Annotated in this window: 30 protein-coding genes and 1 other RNA gene; 22 read left to right on the top strand and 9 right to left on the bottom strand. The window is 69.0% G+C overall.

Translation table 11 applies throughout. The features are described from left to right. Nucleotides 1–38 precede the first annotated feature (38 nt). The 5 genes from metK (at nt 39) to WEA29_08645 (ending at nt 4741) form a co-directional block, all read left to right on the top strand. Nucleotides 39–1214, top strand: a complete 1176-nt coding sequence (gene metK, locus WEA29_08665; GenBank protein MEX2323822.1) for a methionine adenosyltransferase — start codon at nt 39–41, stop codon at nt 1212–1214. 82 nt (nt 1215–1296) lie between these two features. Next, nucleotides 1297–2385 (top strand): ABC transporter ATP-binding protein, encoded by a 1089-nt coding sequence (locus tag WEA29_08660; GenBank protein ID MEX2323821.1) that lies wholly within the window; start codon nt 1297–1299, stop codon nt 2383–2385. Next, on the top strand, nt 2385–3062 hold the full coding sequence (locus WEA29_08655; GenBank protein MEX2323820.1) for an ABC transporter permease: 678 nt from the start codon (nt 2385–2387) through the stop codon (nt 3060–3062). The genes WEA29_08660 and WEA29_08655 overlap by 1 nt, the downstream gene beginning before the upstream one ends. Continuing rightward, the gene (locus WEA29_08650; GenBank protein MEX2323819.1) at nt 3059–3799 is read left to right on the top strand and encodes an ABC transporter permease; all 741 of its coding nucleotides are present in this window, start codon (nt 3059–3061) and stop codon (nt 3797–3799) included. The genes WEA29_08655 and WEA29_08650 overlap by 4 nt, the downstream gene beginning before the upstream one ends. Before the next feature lie 36 nt (nt 3800–3835). Next, nucleotides 3836–4741 (top strand): ABC transporter substrate-binding protein, encoded by a 906-nt coding sequence (locus WEA29_08645; protein ID MEX2323818.1) that lies wholly within the window; start codon nt 3836–3838, stop codon nt 4739–4741. A gap of 13 nt (nt 4742–4754) precedes the next feature. Here WEA29_08645 and WEA29_08640 read toward each other — a convergent pair whose 3' ends face one another. After that, a complete protein-coding gene (locus WEA29_08640) occupies nt 4755–5564 on the bottom strand; it encodes an RNA methyltransferase (GenBank protein ID MEX2323817.1) in 810 nt (269 codons plus the stop codon). Nucleotides 5565–5786: 222 nt separating this feature from the next. On the opposite strand from WEA29_08640, the gene WEA29_08635 reads away from it, so the two are divergent. Beyond that, on the top strand, nt 5787–7415 hold the full coding sequence (locus tag WEA29_08635) for a DEDD exonuclease domain-containing protein (protein ID MEX2323816.1): 1629 nt from the start codon (nt 5787–5789) through the stop codon (nt 7413–7415). 4 nt (nt 7416–7419) lie between these two features. On the opposite strand, the gene WEA29_08630 is transcribed toward WEA29_08635, so the two are convergent. After that, nucleotides 7420–8403 carry a threonine/serine dehydratase gene (locus WEA29_08630; GenBank protein MEX2323815.1) on the bottom strand — a complete coding sequence of 328 codons (984 nt, stop codon included), beginning with the start codon at nt 8401–8403 and terminating at the stop codon, nt 7420–7422. A gap of 154 nt (nt 8404–8557) precedes the next feature. On the opposite strand from WEA29_08630, the gene WEA29_08625 reads away from it, so the two are divergent. From WEA29_08625 to WEA29_08575, 11 genes are read left to right on the top strand one after another with little or no spacing between them, the layout of a single operon-like run. Further along, nucleotides 8558–9034, top strand: coding sequence for a TlpA disulfide reductase family protein (locus WEA29_08625; protein MEX2323814.1), 477 nt, complete (start codon nt 8558–8560; stop codon nt 9032–9034). Then, complete coding sequence (locus WEA29_08620) at nt 9034–9738, top strand: prolipoprotein diacylglyceryl transferase family protein (protein ID MEX2323813.1); 705 nt, start codon at nt 9034–9036, stop codon at nt 9736–9738. The genes WEA29_08625 and WEA29_08620 overlap by 1 nt, the downstream gene beginning before the upstream one ends. Then, nucleotides 9735–10382, top strand: a complete 648-nt coding sequence (locus WEA29_08615) for an ABC transporter ATP-binding protein (GenBank protein MEX2323812.1) — start codon at nt 9735–9737, stop codon at nt 10380–10382. Before WEA29_08620 ends, WEA29_08615 begins: the two co-directional genes overlap by 4 nt. Next, on the top strand, nt 10379–11050 hold the full coding sequence (locus WEA29_08610; protein MEX2323811.1) for a heme exporter protein CcmB: 672 nt from the start codon (nt 10379–10381) through the stop codon (nt 11048–11050). The genes WEA29_08615 and WEA29_08610 overlap by 4 nt, the downstream gene beginning before the upstream one ends. After that, complete coding sequence (gene ccsA, locus WEA29_08605) at nt 11047–11754, top strand: cytochrome c biogenesis protein CcsA (protein MEX2323810.1); 708 nt, start codon at nt 11047–11049, stop codon at nt 11752–11754. The genes WEA29_08610 and ccsA overlap by 4 nt, the downstream gene beginning before the upstream one ends. After that, entirely contained in the window at nt 11751–11873 is a 123-nt protein-coding gene (locus WEA29_08600; protein ID MEX2323809.1) for a hypothetical protein, read from the top strand. The genes ccsA and WEA29_08600 overlap by 4 nt, the downstream gene beginning before the upstream one ends. Continuing rightward, nucleotides 11870–12283, top strand: a complete 414-nt coding sequence (locus tag WEA29_08595; protein MEX2323808.1) for a cytochrome c maturation protein CcmE — start codon at nt 11870–11872, stop codon at nt 12281–12283. Before WEA29_08600 ends, WEA29_08595 begins: the two co-directional genes overlap by 4 nt. Further along, nucleotides 12280–14238 carry a heme lyase CcmF/NrfE family subunit gene (locus tag WEA29_08590; protein ID MEX2323807.1) on the top strand — a complete coding sequence of 653 codons (1959 nt, stop codon included), beginning with the start codon at nt 12280–12282 and terminating at the stop codon, nt 14236–14238. The genes WEA29_08595 and WEA29_08590 overlap by 4 nt, the downstream gene beginning before the upstream one ends. Further along, nucleotides 14235–14693: a cytochrome c-type biogenesis protein gene (locus tag WEA29_08585; GenBank protein ID MEX2323806.1), complete on the top strand. Its 459-nt coding sequence runs from the start codon at nt 14235–14237 to the stop codon at nt 14691–14693. Before WEA29_08590 ends, WEA29_08585 begins: the two co-directional genes overlap by 4 nt. Then, the gene (locus WEA29_08580; GenBank protein ID MEX2323805.1) at nt 14686–15468 is read left to right on the top strand and encodes a tetratricopeptide repeat protein; all 783 of its coding nucleotides are present in this window, start codon (nt 14686–14688) and stop codon (nt 15466–15468) included. The genes WEA29_08585 and WEA29_08580 overlap by 8 nt, the downstream gene beginning before the upstream one ends. After that, nucleotides 15465–16043 carry a TlpA disulfide reductase family protein gene (locus WEA29_08575; protein ID MEX2323804.1) on the top strand — a complete coding sequence of 193 codons (579 nt, stop codon included), beginning with the start codon at nt 15465–15467 and terminating at the stop codon, nt 16041–16043. The genes WEA29_08580 and WEA29_08575 overlap by 4 nt, the downstream gene beginning before the upstream one ends. 40 nt (nt 16044–16083) lie before the next feature. Here WEA29_08575 and WEA29_08570 read toward each other — a convergent pair whose 3' ends face one another. From WEA29_08570 to WEA29_08555, 4 genes are all read right to left on the bottom strand, one after another. Beyond that, nucleotides 16084–16695: a TlpA disulfide reductase family protein gene (locus tag WEA29_08570; protein MEX2323803.1), complete on the bottom strand. Its 612-nt coding sequence runs from the start codon at nt 16693–16695 to the stop codon at nt 16084–16086. 42 nt (nt 16696–16737) lie between these two features. Beyond that, nucleotides 16738–17757 (bottom strand): anthranilate phosphoribosyltransferase, encoded by a 1020-nt coding sequence (gene trpD / locus WEA29_08565; protein ID MEX2323802.1) that lies wholly within the window; start codon nt 17755–17757, stop codon nt 16738–16740. Nucleotides 17758–17846: 89 nt separating this feature from the next. After that, entirely contained in the window at nt 17847–19037 is a 1191-nt protein-coding gene (locus tag WEA29_08560; GenBank protein MEX2323801.1) for an acyl-CoA dehydrogenase family protein, read from the bottom strand. Between the two features lie 46 nt (nt 19038–19083). Next, nucleotides 19084–19350 carry a WhiB family transcriptional regulator gene (locus WEA29_08555; protein ID MEX2323800.1) on the bottom strand — a complete coding sequence of 89 codons (267 nt, stop codon included), beginning with the start codon at nt 19348–19350 and terminating at the stop codon, nt 19084–19086. Between the two features lie 144 nt (nt 19351–19494). Here WEA29_08555 and WEA29_08550 point away from each other — a divergent pair, with 144 nt between their 5' ends. From WEA29_08550 to rnpB, 3 genes are all read left to right on the top strand, one after another. Then, a complete protein-coding gene (locus WEA29_08550; protein MEX2323799.1) occupies nt 19495–19926 on the top strand; it encodes a gamma-glutamylcyclotransferase family protein in 432 nt (143 codons plus the stop codon). 130 nt (nt 19927–20056) lie between these two features. Then, nucleotides 20057–20839: a trypsin-like serine protease gene (locus WEA29_08545; protein MEX2323798.1), complete on the top strand. Its 783-nt coding sequence runs from the start codon at nt 20057–20059 to the stop codon at nt 20837–20839. A 69-nt stretch (nt 20840–20908) separates the two neighbouring features. Then, nucleotides 20909–21272: RNase P RNA component class A (gene rnpB / locus WEA29_08540), an RNA gene on the top strand. A gap of 42 nt (nt 21273–21314) precedes the next feature. On the opposite strand, the gene WEA29_08535 is transcribed toward rnpB, so the two are convergent. Beyond that, complete coding sequence (locus tag WEA29_08535; GenBank protein MEX2323797.1) at nt 21315–22160, bottom strand: hypothetical protein; 846 nt, start codon at nt 22158–22160, stop codon at nt 21315–21317. On the opposite strand from WEA29_08535, the gene WEA29_08530 reads away from it, so the two are divergent. Beyond that, nucleotides 22150–22551 (top strand): hypothetical protein, encoded by a 402-nt coding sequence (locus WEA29_08530; protein ID MEX2323796.1) that lies wholly within the window; start codon nt 22150–22152, stop codon nt 22549–22551. The genes WEA29_08535 and WEA29_08530 overlap by 11 nt on opposite strands. A 73-nt stretch (nt 22552–22624) precedes the next feature. Here WEA29_08530 and WEA29_08525 read toward each other — a convergent pair whose 3' ends face one another. Further along, nucleotides 22625–23308: an aquaporin gene (locus WEA29_08525; GenBank protein ID MEX2323795.1), complete on the bottom strand. Its 684-nt coding sequence runs from the start codon at nt 23306–23308 to the stop codon at nt 22625–22627. A 111-nt stretch (nt 23309–23419) separates the two neighbouring features. On the opposite strand from WEA29_08525, the gene WEA29_08520 reads away from it, so the two are divergent. Beyond that, entirely contained in the window at nt 23420–24403 is a 984-nt protein-coding gene (locus tag WEA29_08520) for a TIGR03557 family F420-dependent LLM class oxidoreductase (protein MEX2323794.1), read from the top strand. Nucleotides 24404–24493: 90 nt separating this feature from the next. Here the strand turns inward: WEA29_08520 and WEA29_08515 are convergent, their stop codons facing one another. Next, complete coding sequence (locus WEA29_08515) at nt 24494–25474, bottom strand: LLM class F420-dependent oxidoreductase (protein ID MEX2323793.1); 981 nt, start codon at nt 25472–25474, stop codon at nt 24494–24496. Nucleotides 25475–25494: the final 20 nt, after the last annotated feature.

The raw sequence follows: 25494 nt of genomic DNA, 5'->3' as shown, positions 1-25494 counted from the left end.
AACTACCCTTGCCGCCACACCCTACGAGGTCACCACCGGTGCAGCCGCGCCACCATCTCTTCACCAGCGAATCCGTGTCCCAGGGCCACCCCGACAAGGCGGCCGACCAGGTGGCCGACGCCGTCCTCGACGCCGTGCTCGGGCAGGACCCGGAGGGACGGGTCGCCTGTGAGGTGATGCTGACCCGGGGGCTGGCCGTCGTCGCCGGCGAAGTGACCGCCGACGCCGCGGTCGATTACGAGTCGGTCCTGCGCACGACCATGTCCGACATCGGCTACGTCGACGACGACATCGGCTTTTCGGCGGAGGATGCCGAGGTCCGCCTCGCGCTGAGTACCCAGAGCCCCGACATCGCCCGCGGTGTGGAACGCGAAGACGGCACCATCGGTGCCGGCGACCAGGGTCTCATGTTCGGTTACGCCTGTGCCCAGACCCCCGCGCTCATGCCCTTGCCGATCACATTGGCGCATGCCCTGATCGCCCAACAGAACGAGGTGCGTCGTACCGGGCTGGTTCCCCACCTTCGCCCGGACGCAAAGAGCCAGGTGACGGTCCGCTACGAGGGAGGCACCCCGGTAGAGATCACCTCGGTCGTCGTGTCGACCCAGCACGGCCCGGAGTGGTCGGAGAAACAAGATGAACTCACGGCGGAGGTGATCGAGAAGATCATGCGCCCCGCCCTCGGCGACTGGTGGTCGGACACTGCCGCCGCCGAGGCAAGGGTCAATCCGACCGGCCGATTCGAGTACGGCGGACCGGCGAGCGACACGGGCCTCACCGGCCGCAAGATCATCGTCGACACCTACGGGGGGTGGGCCCGACACGGAGGCGGCGCCTTCAGCGGAAAGGACGCCACCAAGGTGGACCGGTCGGCGGCCTACATCGCCCGCCACGTCGCCAAGACCGTGGTCGCGGCCGGGCTCGCCGACGAGTGCGAACTCAGGCTGTCCTACATCATCGGTCTCGCCGAGCCCAGCGCGGTGTCGGTCGACTGCAAGGGCAGCAACCGGGTGGACGAGGCCCGCCTCGAACAGGTGATCCGCGAGATGTTTCCACTCACTCCGGAAGGGATCATCGAGTACCTCGACCTGCGTCGACCCATATACCGGCCGACGAGCTTTCACGGCCACTACGGACGGACCCCCGACGACGCCACCGGCGCCTTCTCGTGGGAGCGGACCGACCGCGCCGAGGACCTGCGGTCGGTGTTCTAGTGCGGGTCCGTCATCGGGAACAGGCTACTGGCGACGCCGCCGACCACGCTCTCTAGGCTCCCGCCGCATGGGAACCGCGCCGATGATCCGCCTCGAAGGCGTCACCAAGACCTTCCCCGGCTCGGAGACGCCGGCGGTCGACCGCCTGAGCCTGACCATCGAGGAGGGCGAGACGGTGGTGCTCATCGGTCCCTCGGGATGCGGCAAGACCACCACCCTCAAGATGATCAATCGCCTGATCGAGCCCACCTCAGGGCTGATCGAAGTCGCCGGGACGGACGTGACCACCGAGCCAGCTCACGAGCTGCGCCGCCGCATCGGCTACGTGATCCAGCAGGTCGGGCTGCTCCCCCATCGCACGGTGGCCCAGAACGTGGCGACGGTCCCCCGGCTCCTCGGCTGGGAGAAGGGGAGGATCGACGCCCGGGTCGACGAACTCGTCGGACTTGTCGGACTGGAACCGTCGATGCGCGATCGGTACCCGGCAGAGTTGTCCGGCGGCCAGCAGCAACGGGTCGGGGTGGCCAGAGCCCTCGCCGCCGATCCCCCGGTGCTGCTCATGGACGAGCCCTTCGGCGCCGTCGACCCGATCGTCAGGGCAAACCTGCAGCAAGAGTTGCGGGCGCTCCAGGCCCGGCTCGGCAAGACCATCGTGCTGGTCACCCACGACATCGACGAGGCCATCACCCTCGGCGATCGCATCGCCATCCTCAACGTCCGTGGAATCCTGGAACAGTTCGACGCCCCCGGTGAGATCCTCACCACGCCGGCGAACCCGTTCGTGGAGTCGATCCTGGGTCGCGACCGGGGGATCAAGCGGCTCTCCCTCCTCCCGATCGGCGGCGTCGACCTCGAACCCGGACCGGTCGTGGCACCCGGCGCCTCCGCGCAGGAGGCCCGCAGCGTCATGGATCGCTACGGGACCGACTGGTTTGGCATCGCCGACGGTGAGCGCATGCTGGGCTGGCACTGGGCGACGGATCTCACCGACTCCATCGTGCCCACCACCGGAGCCCGGTCGTTCTCGGCCCGGCTGCGCCTCGGCGACACCCTCCGTGACGCGCTGGATGTGATCGTCACCTCCCACACCCGGGCCGCTCCGGTGTTCGACGGGGATCGCTTCCTCGGCATGCTCACCGCCGAGAACATCGCCGCCGAACTGGCCCGCTGATGATCGTCGCCGGCACCGAGCGGCCCTTCTTCCGGTGGGACTGGGTAGGCAGCCACATCGGGGAGATCCTCGAGCGGGTTCTCGAACATCTGGTACTCACCGGTATAGCCGTCGGGGTTGGACTGATCATCTCGGCACTCCTCGCCGGACTCGCCCTTCGCTACCGGCGCACCTACGGCCCGATCACCTGGCTGTCGGCGGGCCTGTATGCCATCCCCTCGCTGGCGCTGTTCGCCTTCCTGGTCCCGATCACCGGCTTCACGATGCTCTCCGCCCAGATCGGGCTCGTCTCCTACACCCTGCTCATCCTGGTGCGCTCGATCGTGACCGGGATCGACGGCGTGGATCCGGCGATTCGTGAGGCCGCCGTCGGCATGGGCTACAGCCGACGCCGCCTCCTGTTCGAGGTAGAGCTCCCCCTGGCGATGCCGGTCATCCTGGCGGGCATCAGGGTGACCGCGGTCACCACCGTCGGACTGGTCACCATCACCGCCCTCATCGGCCGCGGTGGGCTCGGGTTCTTCATCCTGCGCGGCCTCGGACGGTTCTTCTGGACGGAAGTCATCGTCGCCATCACCCTGTCGGTGGCCCTCGCCGCCGCCATCGATCGCGTCCTCGTCCTGGTGGGACGGCTGGTGGCCCCGTGGACCGAGCGCAGAGCCAGGGTGGGGGCATGATCGAATTCCTGGGTGAGGTCATGACCTGGTTCGGTGACAACTGGTGGGGGCCGAAGGGCATCATCTCGCGCTCCCGGTCCCATTTCGAGCTGAGCGGAGCCGCCCTGATCACCGCCGCAGTGCTCGCCATGCCTCCTGCCTTTTGGCTCGGGCACCGTCGCCGCGGAACCGGACTGGTGACCGCCCTGGTCAACTCGGGCCGTGCGATCCCCACGTTCGGCATCGTGGTCCTTGCCCTGCCGATCATGATCTGGATCGCCGGCATCGTGCCTTGGATGTCGACGGGCATCGGCTTTCCGTCGATCTACGTGGCGCTGGTGGCGTTGGCCATTCCGCCGATCTTCATCCACACCCACACTGCGATCCTGGCTGTTTCCCCGGATGTCGTCGAAGCCGCCACGGGTATGGGAATGACGGGACGCCAGATCCTGCGGCGCATCGAGCTGCCGCTCGCGGTGCCGGTCATCATGACCGGGATCCGCGTCACCGCGGTGCAGGTGGTGGCGACCGCACCCCTCGGCGCGCTGGTCGCCCACGACGCCCTGGGGAGGTTCATCATCGACGGATTCGCCGTGCGCGACTCGGTGCGCATCTTCGCCGGGGCGCTGCTCGTCGCCGCCGCCGCCCTGCTCACCGACGCCGTCTTCGGTGCCGTCGAACGCCGACTCACGCCGAGTACACGCAGCGACTCTGCGACACCGCAGTCAGGAAGTCGGAACACATCGAGGGTCAACTAGGTTCCACCTGAGACAACCAACTCGAGGAGGGAACCCATGCGGTCATCACGCCGCACCGGGACCGTTGGGGCGATCGCAATCGCCGTGGCGCTTCTGGCAAGCGCCTGTGGCGGTGGATCGGGAGACGGCCCGACCGTGACCATCGGATCGACCAACTTCGGCGAGCAGCTGATCCTGGGCGAGATCTACGCCCAGGCGCTCGAAGCCGAGGGGTACACCGTCGAGCGACGCTTCAACCTGGGACAGCGGGACATCGTGGCTCCCGCGCTACGCGACGGCGAAATCGACCTCATGGTCGAGTACACCGGCTCGCTACTCGCCTATGAAGGTGGCGAGCCATCGCCCGACTCCGATGCGACCTATGCGTCGCTCGTCGCCGCCCTGGAACCACAGGAGCTGACCGCACTCGACTACGCACCTGCCCAGGACAAGAACGGCCTGGTGGTGACCGCCGAGACGGCACAAGCTCTCGGTCTGGCGACGGTGAGTGATCTCGCCGCCCACAACGGCACCCTCGTGCTGGGTGGTCCGCCCGAGTGCCCGGAGCGTCCGCTGTGCCTGCCTGGCTATGAGGGCGTGTACGGGCTCGAGTTCGCCGACTTCCGGCCGCTCGACGTCGGTGGGCCACTCACCGTCGAAGCCCTCACCGGAGGCGACATCGACGTCGCGTTGCTGTTCACCTCGGACGGCGTGATCGCCGCCCGCGGCTTCGTCCTCCTCGAGGACGACATGGGCCTGCAGCCGGCGGAGAACATCGTCCCGGTGCTCCGGCAGGAAGTGATCGATGCCCACGGGCAGGACCTCGTGGATCTGATCAACCGGGTGAGCGCGCTCATCACCACGGCCGAGCTCAGCGAGCTCAACAAACGCTACGGCATCGACGCCGTCGACGCCGATGTGCTGGCCCGAGAGTGGCTCCAGGCAAACGGCTTCCTGGGCTGACCCGAACCCCGAACTAGCGGCCCGACCGCTGCCGGAGAGCCTCGAAGAGGACGACGGCGGCGGCCGTTGCCGCGTTGAGACTGTCTGCGGCCCCGGGCATCGGGATCGTGACGCGCTGATCGGCGGCAGCGAACCACGCCTCGGAGAGCCCGTACTGCTCGCTGCCCACGACGATCGCCGTCGGACCGGTGAGGTCGGCGTCGTGATGGGCCAGGCTCGCCTCGGGTGAGGTCGCCACGATCGACACGCCGGCGTCGCCCAACCAGCGGATCGCCGTCGACGACGAGGTGACGGCCAGCGGAACGGTGAACACCAGCCCCAACGACGCCCGGATCACATTGGGGTTGAACGGATCCGTGGTCGGATCGGCGACGATCACCCCGTCGACTCGCGCCGCCGCCGCGGTTCGCAGCATCGTGCCGAGGTTCCCCGGCTTCTCGATCGACTCGACGACCAGGAGCAACGGTGCTTCCCCGAGTCGGATCCCGTCGAGGTCAAGCGGGAAGTGCCGGGCAACGCCGAGGAGTCCCTCGGGGCGATCGCGGTACGACGCCTTGCGGAAGGGTCCCTCGGCGAGCTCCACGATCTCGCATCCGGTGCTCGCGGCCCGCTCGATGATCTCGACCTCGTTGTCCCCCAGGTACAGCGCCGGGCACACGAAGAGTGCCTCCAACTCCACCGGCCGATCCAATGCTCGCCGCATCTCCCGGTACCCCTCGACGAGGAACCGCCCGGAACGATCCCGATGCCGCCGGTCCCGCAGCCGCACAAGGTCCTTGACCCGCGGATTGGAAGCGCTGGTGATCGGGTCACTGTGAGCCATCCGGGTTCAGGATACGAAGTCGCGACCCCCATTCTCATTTTCTCCCCCGCAGGGGGAGGTGGCAGCGGCCGGAGGCCGATGACGGAGGGGGAGGCCAGACGCGTCGCGAGGCCCGCGTAGCGTTCACCCTCCCCCCTCCGGTCGCTCCGCTCCCTGCGGGACTCCCCCCTTAGGGGGGAGAAAGCGCGGTGCCCGAACACCTGTTCGACTAGCCTCGTCCCCATGTCCCTCGCCGTTCAGCGCACCTTTGACGACCTCGGGGCGCCGCTGTTCGAGGTGCCATTCTGCGTGCTCGACATCGAGACCACCGGCGGCACGCCGTCGAGTCTCGGGATCACCGAGATCGGGGCACAGCGGTACCGCGGCGGGTCACTCGAGGCCGAGTTCGGCACGCTCGTCAACCCCGGGCTGCCCATCCCACCGTTCATCACGGTGCTCACCGGCATCACCCAGGCGATGGTGATCGAAGCACCCAAGCTCGCCGAAGCCCTGCCCGCGTTCCTCGAGTTCCTGGGAGACGCGGTCATCGTCGGCCACAACGTGCGCTACGACCTCTCGTTCCTCGACGCCGCGGCACGCCAACTCGGATACGGGCGCCTCGAGAACAAGTCGGTCGACACGCTCGGTCTGGCGCGTCGCCTCGTCGGGGCCGATGCCCGCAACTTCAAGCTGGCGACCCTGGCTGCCCACTTCCGGTCGCCGGTCACCCCCAACCACCGGGCCCTCGACGACACCAGGGCCACGGCGCATGTGTTCTGGTCGCTCGTCGAGCAGGCAGGGACGGTCGGTGCCACCCACCTCGAGGACCTGCTCCGCCTCCCCACCGCACGCGGCCGTGCCGACTACCGCAAGATCGAACTCACCGACGGTTTGCCCCACCGTCCCGGCGTCTACCTGTTCCGCGATCGCAACGATGCGATCTTCTATGTCGGGAAGGCGAAGAACCTGCGATCCCGAGTGCGCAGCTACTTCTACGGGGATACCCGCCGCAGTGTGGAGCGGATGCTCGCCGAGCTCGCTCGCGTCGACCATCGAGTCTGTGAGACGGAGTTGGAGGCTGAGGTCACCGAGCTCCGCCTGATCTCCGCCCATACCCCCCGCCACAACCGACGATCGAAACCGAGCAGGGCACCGCATTGGGTGCGGGTCACCGATGAGGCGTTCCCCCGACTCTCGCTGGCCCGGTCGCCGTCGGCGAAGGCGATCACCCACCTCGGTCCGTTCCGCGGGCGAGCGGCGGCGACTCTCGTGGTCGAAGCGCTGTGGGATGCACTGCCCTTGCGACGCTGCACAGGTCGGCCGGGCTCCCGAGACGGTCCGTGCGCCTTCGCCCAGTTGGGGGTCGCCGCCTGCCCGTGCGATGGTCGACTGACGCCCGCCGACTACCGGGGGATCATCGAGCGACTCCTCGTCGGACTCGATGGGAGCCCCGAGGTCCTCCTCGACCCGCTGGCCGAGCGCATGGTCGGGCTGGCCTGCAGCCAGCGCTTCGAGGAGGCCGCCTGGGTGCGGGATCGCCATGGCGCCCTCCTCCGAACGCTCGAACGCCGCGCCGCCTGGAAGGCGATGCAGGCGGCAGGATCGATTCACGCCGTGGGACCCGAGGGCGGTGCCGTCATCGAGCAGGGCAGGCTGTCGGTGGCGTGGGCCGATCCGGACCGCCCGCCGCTGCATTCGCTCCAGCCTCCGGTGCAGGAGTGGCCGGAGGTGCCGGCCACCGTCACCGATGCCGCCGAAGCCGACATCGTGTGGAAGTGGCTGAACCGCGACGACACCGCCGTGATCGAGACCACCGGCATCGACCTGCAAGCGGCGCCGGCACTCCCCCGCCTGCTGCGTATCGCCGTCTGAGCGCTCAGTCGGTGCCGGCGACGATCTCGGCGAACAACGCCCCGTCGACGTTGCCGCCAGAGAGCACCGCCACCAGAGGACCATCCCCGTCGGCGCGGCCGGCGAGCGCGGCGGCGAGGCCGACCGCGCCGCCCGGCTCCACCACTAGTTTCAACTGCTCGAAGGCGTGCCTGATGGCGGTCCGGACCTCGGCATCGTCCACGGCGAGCGCCCCCGCAAGCAGCCGCTGGTTCAGCGGGAAGGTGATCTCCCCGGGGATGGGCGCCAGCAACGAGTCGCATAGGGCCGAACCGGTCTGCGGTGCGGCAATGCGCTCGCCGGCGCGCAACGACAGTCCGTGGTCGTCCCACCCCACCGGTTCCACCGCCACGACGCCGGCCTCCGGCATGGCATCGGCGAGCGCCAGGGCGGTGCCGGCACACAAGCCTCCGCCGCCGGCAGGGACCAGAACCGTCGGGTTCTCCACACCGAATCGACCGCATTGCTCGGCGACCTCGAGGCCGAGAGAGGCCTGACCGGCGATCACCCAGGGATGGTCGTAGGGCGGCAGCACCGTCATCCCGTGCTCCTCGGCGATGGCGGCGGCCATGGCCTCGCGGTCGTCGCTCGCCCGGTCGTAGAGGACGATGTCGGCACCCCACGCCCTGGTGCGCGCCGCCTTGATCGCCGGAGCATCTGCCGGCATGACCACCGTCGCCGGCACGCCGTAGGCCGCCGCCGCCGCGGCGGCTCCCTGGCCGTGGTTCCCCGAGGAAAAGGCGACGACGCCCCGGGCACGAGTGCCCGGATCGAGCCGGTCGAGGAATGCCAATCCCCCCCGAAACTTGAACGAGCCGGTCTTCTGGAGCACCTCGGCCTTGACGAACACCCGGCGACCGAGCAGGTCCCCGGCTGCCTCGGCCTCGAGGAGCGGGGTCCGCACGATGCGTCCCTCGAGTCGGGCTGCCGCCCGCTTGACGTCGTCGATCGTGGGTGCGGTGGAATCCATCGTGGCGACGCTAGCGCTCATGGCGCATAGCTCATGGCTCATAGCTCATAGCTCATAGCTCATGGCCAGACCGGGACGATCTCGTCAACCGTCGACCGTCAGCTCGCGGCGGGGCGGCGGAGGGCGGGACCGGGAACGGCCATACACTCGCCCGATGCCCCGACGCGTCCTCCTCCTCATCGTCGCCGCCGCCGTGATCGTCACTGCCTGTGCGACACCGGGACCTCCCAGCGCCGACGAGCTGCCGCTCATCACCCCAACCGACCTCGCATCCGCCCTCGACGCAGCCGAGCGGCCCGTCGTCGTCAACATCTGGGCCTCGTGGTGCACCCCGTGCCGATCCGAGGCGCCCCTGCTGCGGGCGGCGGCGGCCGAATACGGGGATCGGGTCGACTTCATCGGGGTGGCGGTACGCGACTCGCAGGACGGCGCTCGGGCCTTCATCGGCGAGTTCTCGCTGACCGGGTTGGAGCACTACTTCGACCCCACGGGTGCGGTGCCAGCGTCGCTGGGCGGTCGGGGGGTTCCCATCACCTTCTTCTTCGCTCCGGGCGGTGACCTCGTGCAGACCCACAGCGGTGTCATCGACGAGCGAACCCTGGTCCTGTTGATCGACGAGTTGCTCGGCTGATGGAGTTCGGGCTGCTCTTCGCCGCCGCCCTCGCCATCGCGGTCGCCGCGCTCGTCATCGGCGCCGCCACACGGGACGATCCTGAGGAGCGACGGTCGCGGATCGACCTCCTTCTCGGAGCCGTCATGGGTGGCGTCCTCGTCGGACGGATTACGGCGATGCTCCTGGGGGGCACCAATCCCCTGCTCCGGCCCGCCGACCTCCTCATCGTCCGTGGCGGCGTCGAGCCGATGGCAGCGACCCTCGGGGCGCTCACCGCCGTGATCGCCCTGCGGCGCCAGGGCGCACTGAGGAGCCTCGACCTCCTCGCCGTCCCCGCCCTCGCTGGCCTCGCCGGATGGCATGGTGCCTGCCTGCTGCGGTCCGCCTGTCTGGGAAGCCCATCCGAACTTCCATGGGCGTACGCCGAATCGGGGAGCACGCTCACCCGGCACCCCGTGGAGCTCTATGCAGCCGTGCTCTTCGGTGTCGTCGCTCTGCTCCTCGCCCGTGCGGGCATCGCGACACTCGGGGCCCTGGCCGGATCGGCGCTCGTCGCCGCGGCGGCCATTCGGCTGCTGACCGAGCCGCTGCGCCCGACACTGGGTTCGGGGAGGGTGGCGACCTACGGGGTCGGGCTCGCCGTGGCAGCGCTCGCAACCGTGGCTCTGAGCCTCGCCGGGCGTGGCCGAAGCTCACCATCCGTACACTCGGACGGCCCATGAGCCTGCAGCCCCTGGTCGAACTCGCCGGTGTGTCGGTCCACCGCGGCGCCACCCCCATTCTTCGCAACGTCGACCTTGTCATCCGATCGGGCGACCTGATCCGGCTCCTCGGCCCGAACGGGTCCGGCAAGACGACGCTGCTCCGCCTCATCGCCACCATCACCTCCCCCTCCGCTGGCACCGGCACCGTGCTGGGGACTCCCCTTGGCAGCGCCACCGTCGGTACGGTTCGCCCCGGGATCGGCCTCGTTGGGCATCAGACGGGGCTCCGAGCCGGTCTCACGCTCGGCGAGAACCTCCGACTCGTCGCCGGGCTCGCCGGACTGCGTCCACAGGCGGCGGAGGCCGCGCTGCAGCAGGTCGGTCTCCACAAAGCGCGCCATCGACGGGTGGAACACTGTTCCAACGGGATGCTGCGCCGCGCCGACCTGGCGCGCCTGACTCTCGGAGAGCCCTCCCTGATCCTCCTCGACGAGGCTCATGTCGGCCTTGACACCGACGCCGTCACTCTCGTCGGCGAACTCACCTCCGGCGTCGTCACTCGCGGCGGCGCCGCCGTGGTCGCCACCCACGACCCCTCCCGCGTCGAGAACGCCACCCGCACGCTGATGCTGGTCGATGGCTCTGTGATGGAGCGGTCGTGATCCCGCTGCGGCGCCAGGCGCTCCTCATCGCCGCCGCCGATCTGCGTGCCGAACGCCGGATCGGCGAGGTGGTCTGGGTGGCAATCCCGTTCGGCATCGTCGCCCTCCTCGTCATCCCGATGGCCATCGGGATCGACACGGCGCTGCTCGCCCGCCTCGGCTCCGGTCTGTTCTGGGTGGTCGTCCTCCTCTTCGGTCTGGGCGTTACCCAGCGCCAGACCGCCTCGGGTTCGTCGGCTCACGACGACACGCTGCGGCTCCTCGGGGTCGACCCGGCGGCCCGGTTCGTCGGCAACTCCCTCGCCAGTGCCTCTCTGTTGCTCGGATTCGCCACCCTCGTCGGCCTCGCCACCGTGATCCTCTACGACCCACCCCTTCCGTCGTGGTGGCTCCTCGCCACCGTGGTCGCCCTGGCCGTCGCCGGCCTGGCGATGGTTGGAACCATCACCGGGGCCGTCGCCCGCGGAATCGGATCGCGCACCACGCTGGCCCCGCTGCTGGCGGCGCCCCTGGCGATACCCATACTCCTCGGCGCCACTCAGGCCATGGAGGGCATGCGACAGGGGGCGGGTATCCTGCGATGGATGCTCCTGCTCGCCCTCGTCGACACCCTCGTGGCCGTCGCCGGCGTCCTCACCGCCCGACCCCTCGAGGAGGCCGCCGGATGATCCGGCCCCTCGAGATGGCCGCGGTGACGGCTCTCACCTCGGCCCTCGTCTTCGGCATCCTGGCGCCGACCGACGTGGTACAGGGGACAGTGCAGAAGATCATGTACGTCCACGTGCCCTCGGCCTGGCTCGCCTACGTGGCCTTCGTGGTCACGCTGATCGGCAGCATCGGCTATCTCGCCACCCGCAACCTCCGCTGGGACCACCGGGCCGGGGCCTCGGCCGAACTCGGGGTCGTGTTCACCGGTCTCGCCCTGGCCACCGGCTCGATCTGGGGCAAGACCACGTGGGGTGTCTGGTGGACCTGGGATGCACGGCTGGTCCTCACCGCGGCCATGTTCTTCGTGTATCTGGGCTACCTGGCCGTGCGACGATCGCTCGACGACCCTCATCGCCGGGCCGGTCGGGTGGCGGTCTTCGGCATCCTCGCCGTCGTCCAGCTCCCGCTCGTCCACTTCTCGGTGGTGTGGTGGCGCGGCCTGCACCAACCGCCGACGGTGATCCGTCCGGACGGTCCGCAGATGGATGCGCCGCTGCTGTTCGCCCTCCTGCTGGCCACCGTCGCCTTCACCGCCGTCTACGCGGCCCTCCTCGTCCGTCGTACCGCACTGGCTGTGCTGGAGGATCGACTCACGATGGAACGCGCCACCACGGAGCCGGTGGCCGGAGCGGCCGTCGGCAGACCCGAGGGAGGTGCGCGGTGACCGAGGCGTGGGCGTGGGTCATCGCGGCCTACCTGGTCGTGTACGGCACCCTGATCGCCTATGCGGCGATTCTCGCCCGCCGGTTCCGCCAGGTGAAGCGCCTCCTCGACGGCTCATGAGGCGCTACGCCGCCTTTGTGATTCCGGCCCTCGGACTCGCCGCCGTTCTCATCGGGTTCCTGGTCTTCAGTCTCGGCGATCACCTCGTCTACTACCGCACTCCGACCGAGGTCCGGGATCTCACCGTCGATACCGGGGCTCGGGTTCGCCTCGGCGGCCAGGTGGCTCCCGGTGTCGAGGAGGGACCCGGGATGGTCCGTTTCGCCGTCACCGACGGGCACACCGAGGTGATGGTGGAGCACACCGGTACGCCCCAGCAGCTGTTTCGGCCGGGGATCGGCGTCGTCGTGGAGGGCACCTGGGACGGGACCGTTTTCCGGTCCGACACCATGATCATCAAGCACGACGAGCAGTACCGCACCGAGGATGGCGGCGTGTACGTCCCGGGTGCGCCCCCAACGGTTCCGTGATCGCGCTCGCCGGCCACGCTGCGATCCTGATCGCGCTGGGAGGCGCCGTCGCATTGGCCGTCGCCGGCTGGCGGGCCTTCGCCACCGGTCACCCGGCACGCGGTGCCACCCGCCTCCCCATGGCGCTCCTGCTCGGCGGTGCCATCGCCGCCTTCGTCGTCCTGGAGTTCGGCCTCCTCACCCACGACTTCTCGATCGAGTACGTCGCCCGCAATCACGCCAGGGATACCCCGGTGCTGTTCACCGTGGCCTCGGCATGGGCCGCCCTCGAGGGAAGCATCGTGCTGTGGGGCCTGGTGCTCGCCGGCTTCGCCACGGCGGTGTACTGGAGCCTCGGCGACGATGACCGCCTCGGGGTCGGAGCGCTCGCCGTGATCGGAATGGTCGCCATCTTCTTCTTCGGGCTCATGGCCACCGCGGCCAACCCGTTCACCACCCTCGCCATCCCACCTCTCGACGGCGTCGGCGCCAACCCACTGCTCCAGAACCACATCCTGATGGCGGTGCATCCACCGATGCTCTACCTCGGCTACGTGGGTATGACCGTGCCCTTCGCCTTCGCCATCGCCGCGCTCGTCGCCGGCGACGCCTCTCGCGTCTGGCTGCAGCGGACACGGCGCTGGACCCTCGTCGCCTGGTCGTTCCTCACGCTCGGCGTCCTGCTCGGGGCACTGTGGTCGTATGAGGTGCTCGGGTGGGGCGGCTACTGGGCCTGGGACCCGGTGGAGAACGCCTCGATCCTCCCCTGGCTGACGGCGACGGCGTTCCTCCACTCGGCGGTCGTGCAACGACGCCGGGGCATGCTCCAGGCCTGGAACCTGGCCCTCGTCATCGGCACCTTCACCCTCACCCTGCTCGGCACCTTCATCACCCGATCGGGGGTCATCGCCTCGGTCCACTCGTTCACCCAGTCGGCGGTCGGCCCAGCCATCCTCGGTTTCCTCCTCGTCGTCCTCGTAGCCTCCTTCGGCCTGTTCGCGACGCGCGCCCACCTCGTGGTGTCGGCCCCTCGCCTCGACTCCCTGGCAAGTCGGGAAGGGGCGATCCTGTTCAACAACCTGTTGCTCACCGTCTTCGCGGTGATCATCCTGATGGGCACCCTCTACCCCGTGATCCTCGAGGCGTTCACCGGTGATCGCGTCTTCGTCGGGGGACCGTGGTTCGACCGTTCGGCCGTGCCGATTTCGCTGGTCCTGCTGTTCGCCATGGGCCTCGGCCCGCTGCTCCCCTACCGCCTCGCCACCGCCTCGCTCACCTGGCGCCGGGTGCGGCTGCCCCTCCAGATCGCTCTGGTGACGGTGGCCGTCGCCGCCACCGCCGGCCTTCGGTCGATCGCGGTGCTGGTCACCGTCGGGGCGGCGACGCTGGTGATCTCGTCTATCGGCGTCTCCTTGCACGCCGCCGCCCGGCAGCGCGGCGGTCGCTATGTGGCCGATCTGGGAAGGACCGTGCAATCCGACCCCGGATACTGGGGCGGGATGGCGGCACACATCGGCGTGGCCGTCCTCGCCGTCGGCATCGCCTTCTCCAGCGCCTTCCACGTCAGGGAGACCATCTCTCTCGACGTCGGCGAGTCGGCAGCCTTCGACGGCTACCACCTCACCTACGTAGGACCGTTCCAGCGGGTGGAGCCCCACCGGGTGGTGATCGGGGCCGCCATCGAAATCCGACGCGATGGCCGCCTGCTCGGCGTCCACGAGCCGCGGCTCAACCAGTACCCCAACCAGGCACAGGCGATCCCGACACCGTCGGTTCGGATGGGCTTTGTGGAGGACCTGTACCTGAGCCTGGTGCGCATCGAACAGGGCACCGGCTCGGTCACTTTCGACGCTCACCGATTCCCACTGGTCTGGATGCTGTGGGCCGGTGGAGCGATCACCGTGCTCGCCGGCGGGTGGGCGGCGGTCGTCACCCGGCGGCGGCGATCCCTGCAGCTCGAAGAGGTCCCGTCGTGACCGAGCGGATCCGTACCGTGGTGGCTCTCTGTGTGATGGCGGTGTCGCTGGGTGTGACGGTGGCGTCGCTGGCGGCGGATCACCCGAGCGACGCCAATCGGGTCGAGGCGCTGGCGCAGCGGCTGAAGTGCCCGGTGTGCGCCTCCGAGTCGATCGCCAACTCGCCGAGCAGCCTGGCTCGCGACCTCTACGACCTCATCGCCGAGCAGGTGGCGGACGGATGGACCGACTACGAGATCGTGAACTTCTTCGTTGCCACCTACGGCGAACAGGTACGCCTCGATCCGCCGATCGATGCCCGCACCGTCGCCCTGTGGCTGGTTCCGGCGCTCGGGCTCGCCGTCGGGGCAGGCGTGATCCTCCGACGCCGAAGCCGAGTCGCCACACGGCCGCTCTCCGAGGAGGAGCGGCGCCGCCTCCTCTCGGCCACTGGTCCCGGGGGCGACGATGCATGAAGGCGGCGCATCGGCGCGTTCCGTCCTGGAGGAGCGTCTCGCCGGTGCCCTCGCCGACCTGAGTGAGCTCGTTGCCCAGGTGGAACAGGGGGAGATTCCACCGGACCGGGCCGCGGAGCTCCGACAGCGCTACGAGACCGAAGCTGCAGACACCCTGGCAGCGTTGGACGCGGTGGACGCGGCACCGCTAGGGCGTTCGTCACGCCGGGTCCTCGTCGGCGTCGGAGTCGCTACGCTCGCCGTCGTCGCCGCCTTCATCGCCCTCGTGCAAGCAGTCGAACCACGGCCCCCCGGGGGATTCATCACCGGTGGGGTCGCAGCCGACGTGGTGCGCGACGGCGGCGTAGACCTGTCCCGGATCACCAACGAGGAACTCGAGGCCGTGGTGGCGGCCAACCCCGAGGTCGTCGGGATGCGGCTCGCCCTGGCCCGTCGTTACGTCGAGGCCGGAGATTTCTCGGCGGCTCTCCCCCACTATTTCGAGGTGCTCGACCGCGAACCGCAGCAGCCCGAGGCCCTCATGTACCTCGGGTGGATGACCTACGTATCGGGTGACGCCGTCACCGGCGCATCGCTACTGGAGCGGAGCCTGGCGGTCGCCCCCGACAACCTGCTAGCCATGTGGTTCCTGGCCAACGCCCGCCTGTACGGCCTCGACGATGCCGAAGGGGCCATCCCGCTCCTCGAGGCCCTGATCGCGGCTCCTGACATCCCGCCTGACGTGGTTGCCGAGGCCGAGGCGATGCTCGCCGAAGCCCGCGCGGAGGATCGATGAAGCGGGGCATCCTGATCGCCATCGCCGTAGGAGCTTCGGCGGTCGTCGTCCTCGCCGTCGCCCTCGCCTCCCGCTTCGGCAGCGACCCGACCCTGTCGGCGTCGCCCCTCATCGGGCAGCGGGCTCCTGACGCCGTGGTGTCCCTGCTCCCCGATGGTCAGGACTTCCGGCTCAGCGACCTCACCGGCGAGATCGTGGTGGTCAACTTTTGGGCACCCTGGTGCCTCCCCTGTCGGGACGAGCACCCGGACCTGCTCGCCACTGCCGAGGCTTACGCCAGCTCCGGGGTCCGCGTGCTCGGCATCGCCTACCAGTCGGACACCGGCCACGTTCTCCAATACCTCGACGAGCTCGGCTGGGGCTACGACATCGCCATGGACGAGCGCTCGCGCGCCGCCATCGGTTTCGGCATCCGCGGCGTCCCCGAGACCTTCTTCGTCGATCGCGACGGCACCGTGGTGGCCAAGGTCACCGGCCCCGTGAACCGGGCTCTTCTCTCCGCCACCATCGACGCCATCATCCTCGGCGAGCCCGTGGACAGCGGGACGACCGGAACGGTGCAGCCTGCGCCGTGAGGCGCCGTGTCCTCCGGCGCGTGAACCGACGGTTCGGGTATCAGCCGATGGCGACCAGGGCGTCGAGCCGCTCCATGATCGCTTCCTTGCCGATGTTGCCGAACCACTGGTCGACGATGACGTCGTCGCTGGAGATGAGGAATCCCACCGGCTGCCCCCGGACCAGGTAGGTCTGCCATAGATCGTCGTCGTAGCCCCAGAGGATCCGATCCGACGAGAACCAGATCCCGGCACGCTCCTGTGACGCCTCGAGTGTGCTGCGACCCGCAACGGTCACGAAGGTGACCTCGTCCCCGTAGTCGGCGGCGAGGGAGTTGATGATCGGCATCTCCACGTTGCACTTGGGGCACCACTCCGCCCAGAACACGAGCAGCACCGGCTTCGTCTCGGCGCTGAGGCTGAATGACCCTCCCCCGTCGAGGGCCAGGGTGAAGTCGGGTGCCGGTTCTCCTGCGGGTGCGACCCGGGTCGTCGTGGTCTCGCCCGGGTCGCCGCCCTGAGGCGGCATGGTCGTCTCACCGACCACCGTCGTCGCTGTGGTGCCGGGGGTCGTCGTCGACGGCGCCGTCGCAGTGGGGGCGCACCCGGCGATCAGGAGAACCGCGAGTACGGCGACCAGGAAACCCGTGAGGACGGCTGTGAGTCTGTGCACCAATATGTCGACAGCCTAGGAAAGCAGCCGAATTACGAACACCTATCCGGCGCCGGAGGCCTCGACGACGGCGTAAAGCACGGCTGCGGCCGCACCGGAGTCGATCGCATCCTCCGCCGCCCGGGCGGCCTCCTCGAATCCATCCGCCACGCCGGCGGCGACCAGAGCGAACGCTGCGTTGGCCACGGCGATGTCGCGGCGGGCGCCAATTTCGCCCCCCAGGACGGCGCGGATCTGACGAGCGTTCTCCCCGGCGTCCCCTCCGGCCACCGCGTCGAGAGGCGCTCGGGACAACCCGATCGACTCGGGCTCGAACACCTCTTCGGTCACGGTGCCCGCGTCGAGGCGCAGCACCCGCGTCGGTGCCGAGAGGCTCACTTCGTCGAGTCCGTCCTCACCGTGGATCACGAAGGCCCGCTCACAGCTGAGCCGCTGGAGTACCCCCACCATCCGCATCGCCATTCGAGCATCGGCGACCCCCACCACCCGGTACGGCGCCCGGGCCGGGTTGGCCAGCGGCCCGAGCACGTTGAAGACGGTCGGGATACCGAGCGCCGCACGCACCGGCGCGGCGAACCGCATGGCCGGGTGGTAGCGCGGGGCGAAGAAAAACCCGAAGCCCACCTCGTTGACGAGGGCCGCCGTCGCCTTCGGCTCCAGGTCGATGCGGACCCCGAGTGCCTCGAGCACGTCGGCGCTCCCCGCCTGCGACGACGCCGCCCGATTGCCGTGTTTGGCCACCCGGGCCCCGGCGCCGGCGGCGATGAGCGCGGCCGCCGTCGAGACGTTGAAGGTCCCGCTGCGATCACCACCGGTACCTGCGGTGTCCACCGCCGGTGAGGCCAGCTCGACGGTGACCGCCGCGTCGTACATGGCGCTCACCATGCCCACCATCTCGTCCACCGTCTCGCCCTTGGTGCGCAGACCGACGATGAAAGCAGCGATCTGGGCGGGATCGGCACGCCCCTCCATGATCTCGGTCATGGCGGCGTGGGCGACCGACTCGCCTAGGTCCTCACCGGAGGCGAGCGGACCGAGCACGGCGGGCCAGGAGAACGACATCCGCTGAGGATAGGGGCGAGGCACGAGAGGCCAAGGGCCAGGAGCCAGGGGCGAGGGACGAGGGGTTCGCCCTCGCTACTCGCTACTCGCTACTCGGAGCCGAAGGCTCCGATCCCCGTGATCGCCTGGCCGAGGATCAGGGTGTGGATCTCGTTGGTGCCCTCATAGGTGTACACCGACTCGAGATTGTTCATGTGGCGAATCACCGGATACTCGAGGGTTATGCCGTTGGCGCCCAGCACGCTGCGGGCGGTACGGGCGACGTCGAGGGCTGCCCGGACGTTGTCCAGCTTGCCGAAGGAGATGTGGGTGGACGACAGCGTGCCGGCATCCTTCATTCGCCCGATGTGCAGCGCCACCAGCATGGAGCGGTTCACCGAGACCATCATCTCCACCAGTTGTCGCTGGATCAGTTGGAAGCGGGCGATCGGGCCGTCGAACATGGTCCGCTCGCCGGCGTAGTCGAGGGCCGCTTCGTAACAGGCCCGCGCCGCCCCCACCACCCCGAACATGATGCCGAAACGAGCCTCGTTGAGGCACGACAGGGGGCCCTTGAGTCCGACGACGCCGGGCAGCACCGATCCTTCCGGAAGCCGAACGTCGTCGAGGACCAGTTCGGAGGTGACCGACGCCCGCAGCGACAGCTTCTTGTGGATGTCGTTGGTGGTGAAGCCCGGGGTGTCGGTCGGGACCACGAAGCCTCGTATTCCTTCGTCGGTCTGTGCCCAGACGATCGCCACGTCGGCGATGCCGCCGTTGGTGATCCACATCTTCGAGCCCCGCACCATCCAGTCGGTGCCGTCGCGTCGGGCGGTGGTCCGCATCGAGCCCGGGTCGCTCCCGGCGTCGGATTCGGTGAGACCGAAGCAGCCGACCGCCTCGCCCGCCGCCATCCGGGGTAGCCACTGCTCTTTTTGCTCCTCCGACCCGAAGGCGTGGATCGGGAACATGGCCAGCGAGCCCTGCACGCTGACGAACGACCGCGTGCCGGAGTCGCCGTATTCGAGCTCGGTGCACGCCAACCCGTATGCGGTGCTGCTCGTCCCGGCGCAGCCGTAACCATCGAGGTGCATACCGAGGAGGCCGAGGGCGCCCATCTCCTTGGCGAGCTCCTTGGGGAAGGTACCCGCCTCGAACCAGTCGCCGACGTCGGGGAGGATGCGTTCGGCGACAAACCGTCGCACCGTGTCGCGCAGCATCCGCTCGTCGTCATCGAGCAGCGCGTCGATCGCCAGCAGGTCTTTGGGGTCCACCGGGGTGGCGGGTACGGGGCCGGACATCATTGGCCATTACAGCAGGCTCGGGGGCGCACCAACGGCACGGGGACTACGCGCTGAGGCGACTCGCCCGTCGACGCTGACGCTCGGTGAGGCCACCCCACACGCCGTAACGGACACGATTGTCCAGCGCCCAAGCCAGGCACTGGTCCTGGACCGGGCACGACCGACAGATCTTGACGGCTTCGAAGGAGGCGGTGTCGGTGCCCGCGAAGAAGAGTTCCGGGTCGGCAGTCCGGCAGGCGGCGTAGGACGCCCAGGGCCGCTCATCGAGGTCGACCATGTATTGATCCATCGGCGTCGGTGTCGTGCGCACCAGGGCACCTCCGCGGCAAACCGGTTCTCCGGGATACGACGGTCAGAGCACCCGGTTCGGTTCCCGGCTGCTCGCGGTCCTGAGATACCGACGGGGCGGTACAATCCCCGCCCGCGCCGAAGTCTCGGAACCACGGAGACTGCCTTGCTCTACTTTGCCTACGACGCCCAGATCGACCCCGCTCGGCTGCGGACCATCGCGCCCGGGGCGAGTTTCGAGTTCATCGCCCACCTGCCCGAGTGGGTCCTCGAGTACACCATCCCCAACGGCAAGGGCGGCCTGCCCTCGGTCCGCCCCCTGCCCGGCAACACGGTGTGGGGCGCCGTCTTCTCGATCAAGAGCGGCGAGCGCAAGGCACTCGACGAGGCCGAGAAGGCCGAGGGCCGGATCCCGACCACGACCCAGGCGATGGACCGGGAGGGGCACCGACACGACGTGCTCACCCACATCAGCAGCAACGGCCACCACGAGTCGTTTACGCCCGAGTCGTCGTATGTCCGGCTGATGGTGAGCGGCGGTCGACACTGGAAACTCCCCGCCGGCTGGGTGATGGCCCTGGAAGAGCATCTGTCCTAGGTCCCTCGAGGAGGGGCGTGCCCGGTGCGCACCCCTTCGCGGTTCAGCTCATCCCGCGGCTCCCTGCGCACACCTTCCGCTGCCGGTGTAGCATCGACCACTGTAAGTAGTTGCTACGAAAGGAACGCCGATGCGCAGACGATCGACCACCATCCTCATCGCCCTCGCCGTACTCCTCGCGGTCGCCATCCCGGCGGGCGCCGTCATGTTCGGGGAGAAGGACGTCGACAACGAGTATCCCTACGTCGGCCTCGTCGTCTTCGACTTCGGCGGCCGCCCGGCGTGGAGGTGCACCGGGCAGCTCCTGAGCCCGACCGTCTTGCTCACCGCAGGGCACTGCACCGAAGGTGCCAGTGGGGCCCGTGTCTGGTTCGACGTCGACGTGACTTCCCCCCAGTACCCGTTCGCCGGAACCGACTCGGTCGAGGCGGCCACGATCCACACCCATCCGCTCTACGACGACTTCGCGTCGTTCCCGGCAACGCACGACATCGGGATCGTCATCCTGAGCGAGGCCCAGGCGGGTCCGTTCACGTCGCTGGCCCCGGTCGGCACGCTTGACGGCCTGAGCCTCGGCACGAGCCGGGCGTCGGCGACGTTCGCCATCGTCGGCTACGGCCTCCAGGATGCGCGCCCGACACTGTTCTCGGCGGAGCGCAGCCGCTACAAGGGCGAAGTGCGGATGATCAACCTCGAATCGGACCTCAACGCCGGATACAACGTCCAGCTGACCTCCGCCGAGGGTACGGGCGGCGGGCTCTGCTTCGGCGACTCCGGTGGCGCCGTCTACTACAGCAGCACCGTGGTCGCGGTGAATTCGTTCGTGCTCAACTCGTTCTGCATGGGCAGCGGGTTCTCGCACCGGACCGACATCGCCAGCGTCCACGACTGGGTGAGCAGCTTCCTCGACTGAGCCACGATCCGTTCGACGCCTCGGGGGAATTCCCCTGGCGTTGAAGGCGTTACTGCGGGATACTGATGGTGAGTTCGCCGGGTGACCGCGGAGCGGCGTTTCGGCGTCGCTTCGAGGAAAGTCCGGACTCCACAGGGCACGGTGCTGGGTAACACCCAGGCGGGGAAACCCGACGGAAAGTGCAACAGAGAGCAGACCGCCGATGGCCCGCGAGGGCACAGGCAAGGGTGAAACGGTGGTGTAAGAGACCACCAGCGCACCGGGCAACCGGGGCGGCTCGGCAAACCCCACCGGGAGCAAGGCCAAGCAGGACCAGGACGGCCCGTCCGACGGTCCGGGTAGGCCGCACGAGCCCGTCGGCAACGGCGGGCCCAGATAGATGGTCACCACCGGGAAACCGGCACAGAATCCGGCTTATAGGCGAACTCAAAACCCGTTTCCGGGCCTCTCTCACGGGGCCCGGAAGCGTTTGGGCCTACCCGCAGACCATCTCGATGATGCCAGACACCTGCTCGCCGTCGCCCATGGCGTCGCGGAAGACGCCGTAGATCGAGAACCCCCGAGCGGTGGCAGTGAAGGCCGGGACGATGTCCTCCACCAGGACCAGGGATAGCTCCCCGTCGATCTCGACCCCGGCCGTCCCCGACGGCAGCCCGTCCACGGTCAGGGACGCGTTCACCATGTCGCCGTCCGTGGGCGTGTAGCGGTAGTCGGGGTCGCGCATGAAGCACTCCCCCGTCGACCGGAAAGTCTGGTCGCCGATCTCGGCGATGGCGGACCCCGGGGCCACGACCGCCCGGATCCAGTAGGTGCGAGCGGCGCGAGGCTCAAGCCGGAGCGTGAGCAACACCCCCTCGACTTCAGCACACCCGTCGTCGACCCGTGTGGCCGCCACCGTCGGGGTCACCTCGATGATGGCCACCTGACCCATGCCGTCGGCGGTGGCCACCAGGGCGGGATTGGCCACCGGCAGGTAGTCGCCGGTGCTCAGGATGATCTCGCGCAGGTCCTCGACGAGCGCAGCCTCGATCTCCCGCACCACCTCCGGCTCACCCCCAGGGATGAAGCCGATGAGTACCAGCTGGTCCCCGCTGGTGATGCTGTGGATGCTCAGGGCCTCGGGGAGCGGGAAGTCGCCGTGGAGCCAGTCGGGCCGTGGCAGGTCGATCCCAGCGTTGATCTCCCCATCGGTGACCGTCGGAGGGCACGGAGCGTTTGCCGGGTGCTGAGTGGTGGATCCCCGGTCGCCTCCGTTGCCAGTGCAGGCGGCGACGAGGCCAACCACCGCACAACCGAGGACGATCCGCGAAATGGGTGACATCACCGGGGAGCGTACCGCCGATGCCCGACCTCGAAAGCACCTGGAGACCGTGAAACTCGCCGGTACCCGCGTGCGTCAAAGAACCGTGACACACACCGCAGATACCACCCGCACGCCGCTGCAGACGATCTACCAGTTCCTCCTCGGCGTCGCCGGTGGGTTCTCGCTCGGGTGGTTCGCCTGGATCTTCGCCGCTCGCCTCGGCGGCGACTCGACACCCCCCTTCTGGCCCTTCGCCGTCGCTGGCGCGATCGTCGGCGTGCTCATCGTTCAGGCGGCGGGCCGAACGGCGCGCGGTCGCAAATGGATCAATCTGTTGTGGATCCCGGTGGTCGCCTTCGTCGGGTTGATGACCGCGATCGTCATGGCTCTGCGCAACTGGGGCAGCTAGTCGGGCTGCATCCCTCCGCGCGAATGCCCCCCGCCGCGGCGGGGGGCATTCGTGTGTTCGGAGCGGGTCGCGGCTACATCAGCGTGGCGACATCGTCCCGCAGGTCGGTGTCGCCGGTGACGATCACCTTGTAGAGAACCCAGGCGACCACCGCACCGATGGCCGGGCCGATCATGTACACCCAGATGTCGGTCATGTCACCGCCGACGATCGCCGGGGCGAGCGATCGCGCCGGGTTGACCGATCCGCCGGTGAAAGCCGCTCCCATCAAGATCACCGCGGTGAACGTGAGCCCGATGCCCAGGTACTTCGAGTACGACGGGCTCTTCGAGATCACCAAAATCGCCATCACCAGCACCATCGTGAACAGCGCCTCACCCACGATGCCGCCGGTCGTGTCCACCAGCTGGGTGTCGAGTCGGGTGATGGTCAGCGCCACCGCGTCCTTACCGATCACCCAGGCCAGGGTGAGGCTGGCCAGCAGCGCTCCGACCACCTGGGACGCCCAGTAGAACAGCATGTCGGTCGCCGACAGCCGCTTGTCGAGGAACATCGCCAGTGAGACAGCAGGGTTGAAGTGGCCTCCCGAGAGGCGCCCGACGGTGTACAGGCCTGCGATCAGCGCCAGGCCGAAGGCCAGAGCGACGGTGAGCACGCCCCCTCCGGTCGCGATGGCCCCGAGAATGGCGCCGGTGCCGATCCCCACCAGAACGAACGTCCCATAGGCCTCGGCGGCATACTTCTGCCATGTCTGCATGTGCAGTTCTCCCTTCTGTCCTCCACTGCACCGCCGGTCGCCCGCTGGCTCCAAACGGCATCGTGTGAGACTACGCGATGATGAGGGCCGGGACACGAGCGAGGAGTGCCGGTGACCAGCTTCTACTACTTCTGCGGACACGAGCAGTGGCACCCCGAGGAACTGGTGCGCCACGCCGTGGTCGCCGAGGAAGCCGGGTTCGACGGCGTGGTGGTGTCGGAGCACTTCCATCCGTGGGTCGACGACCACTCGGCGTCGGGGTTCGCTTTCTCCACGATCGGCGCCATGGCTCAGGCGACGGAGCGGATCCGCATCGTCACCGGAGTCACGACTCCGCTGTTTCGATTCCACCCGGCCATCGTCGCCCAGGCCGCAGCGACCCTCGACCGCCTCTCCAACGGCCGCTTCGACCTCGGGGTCGGCACCGGCGAGAACATCAACGAGGGCCCCCTCGGATACGACTTCCCTGCCTACAAGGAGCGTGCCGCCCGGATGCGCGAAGCGCTCCAGATCATGCGACGCCTCCTCGACGGGGAGAAGCTCACCTTCGACGGCGAGTACTACCGCACCGACCGGGCCAAGCTGTACAGCCCCCCGAACCGCTACCTACCGATCCTCTTGGCGGCGGGCGGACCGAAGTCGGCGCAGCTCGCCGCCGAGCTGGCCGACGGGATCATCGCGTCGTGCAAGGTCGCTGCCGAGACCATCGAGAACGTGGTCGATCCGGCAGCCGCCGCCGCTGCCGAAGCGGGCCGGCCAAAGCCGCACCTGCTGGCGACCCGCTGGTCCCTCCATGCCGCCGATGAAGAGGAGGCCTGGCAGGCACTCACCTCGTGGCGAGGGCTCAGGGCGCCGGGCAGGCTGGAGGCGGTCGACCCCCAGGACCTGCGGGAACGCGCCGATGCGATGCCCCGCGAAGAGGTTCTGGGTCGATACTCGATCGGCGCCGACGCCGACGCCATCACCGAGATCTACCGACCGCTGGTGGAGGACCTCCACGCCGACACCGTGGCCTTCCAGATCGCCTCACTCGACCAGGAGGCGACCATTCGCATGCTCGGGTCCGAGGTCGTCCCCCGACTCCGAGCGCTCTAAGGGGGTGCGCGAATAGGTCGCTGGCTTCATCAGGTTTCGGCTTGTGGCAAGCCGAAACCTGATCCCGGGGCGAGCCTATTCGCGCACCCCCTAGCGGCCCGACAGGGCCCTCAGGCCGTCGGTCACCGCTTCCGGCGACCCGAGCAGGTTGATCGCACCGACGTCGACGCCGGCAACGGAGTACTCATCGAGGCGGGCGGAGACCTCGTCGGGCGATCCGACGATGGCCACGCCGTCGACGACCTGGTCGGTGAGCGCGGCCGCGACACCGGCCCGATCGCCGGCGGTGAACGCCGCCGCGATGGCGTCCGCCGCATCCGGATGGCCGCACCAGGCGAGGAAGCGGTTGTACACGGGCTGTGCGAAGTAGGGACCAAAGCCCATCCGAATCGCCTCCCGACCGGCGATTCGATCGTCGGTGATCACGGTGTGGAACCGCGCCATCACCCGGAAGTGCTCGGGTAGATCCCTGCCGGCTTCCTCGGCTCCCCGCCGGATCTCGGCGAGCTGCCGGGGCACCACCTCGGGGGGCATGAGATTGAGGCACACGCCGTCCCCGACGGCACCGGCGAGGCGCAGCATCCGCGGACCGAGCGCACCGACGAACAGCCGGACCGGGCCGACCGGCGGCGAGGTGAGCGTGAACCGGTCGGCGCGGACCAGGGTGCCGGCATAGGAGCGCTCCCCTCCGAGGAGCGCCCGCGTCGCTTCCACCGTCTCTCGCACCCGGGCGAGCGGGGGCGCGAATGGCGCCCCGTGCCAGGTCTCGACGATCACCTGGGACGACGAGCCGACACCGAGGCAGAACTCGCGGCCGCGCAGCACCTGGCTGATCGTCCCCGCCCCCATCGCCAGCAGCGCCGGGGTCCGGGTCGAGGCAGGGACTACGGCGACCCCGAGCGCCATAGTGATGGTCGCTGCAGCGATCGCCCCGGCGAGGGCGAACGACTCCGGGCCGGCGACCTCGGCGAGCCACGCCTCCTCGAAGCCGAGTGCCTCCGCCTCGACGCAGAGATCGACCAGGGTGGCGGCATCGGCGCCAGGTGCGGAGGGACTGAAGGCAAGGCGCATTCGAGCAGGCTACCGGCTAC

This window comes from Acidimicrobiia bacterium (assembly GCA_040902765.1).
Classification (GTDB): domain Bacteria; phylum Actinomycetota; class Acidimicrobiia; order Spongiisociales; family UBA11373; genus DATKBG01.
Note: the sequence above shows the minus strand (reverse complement) of the source record. Positions and strands in the feature narration are given on the sequence as shown.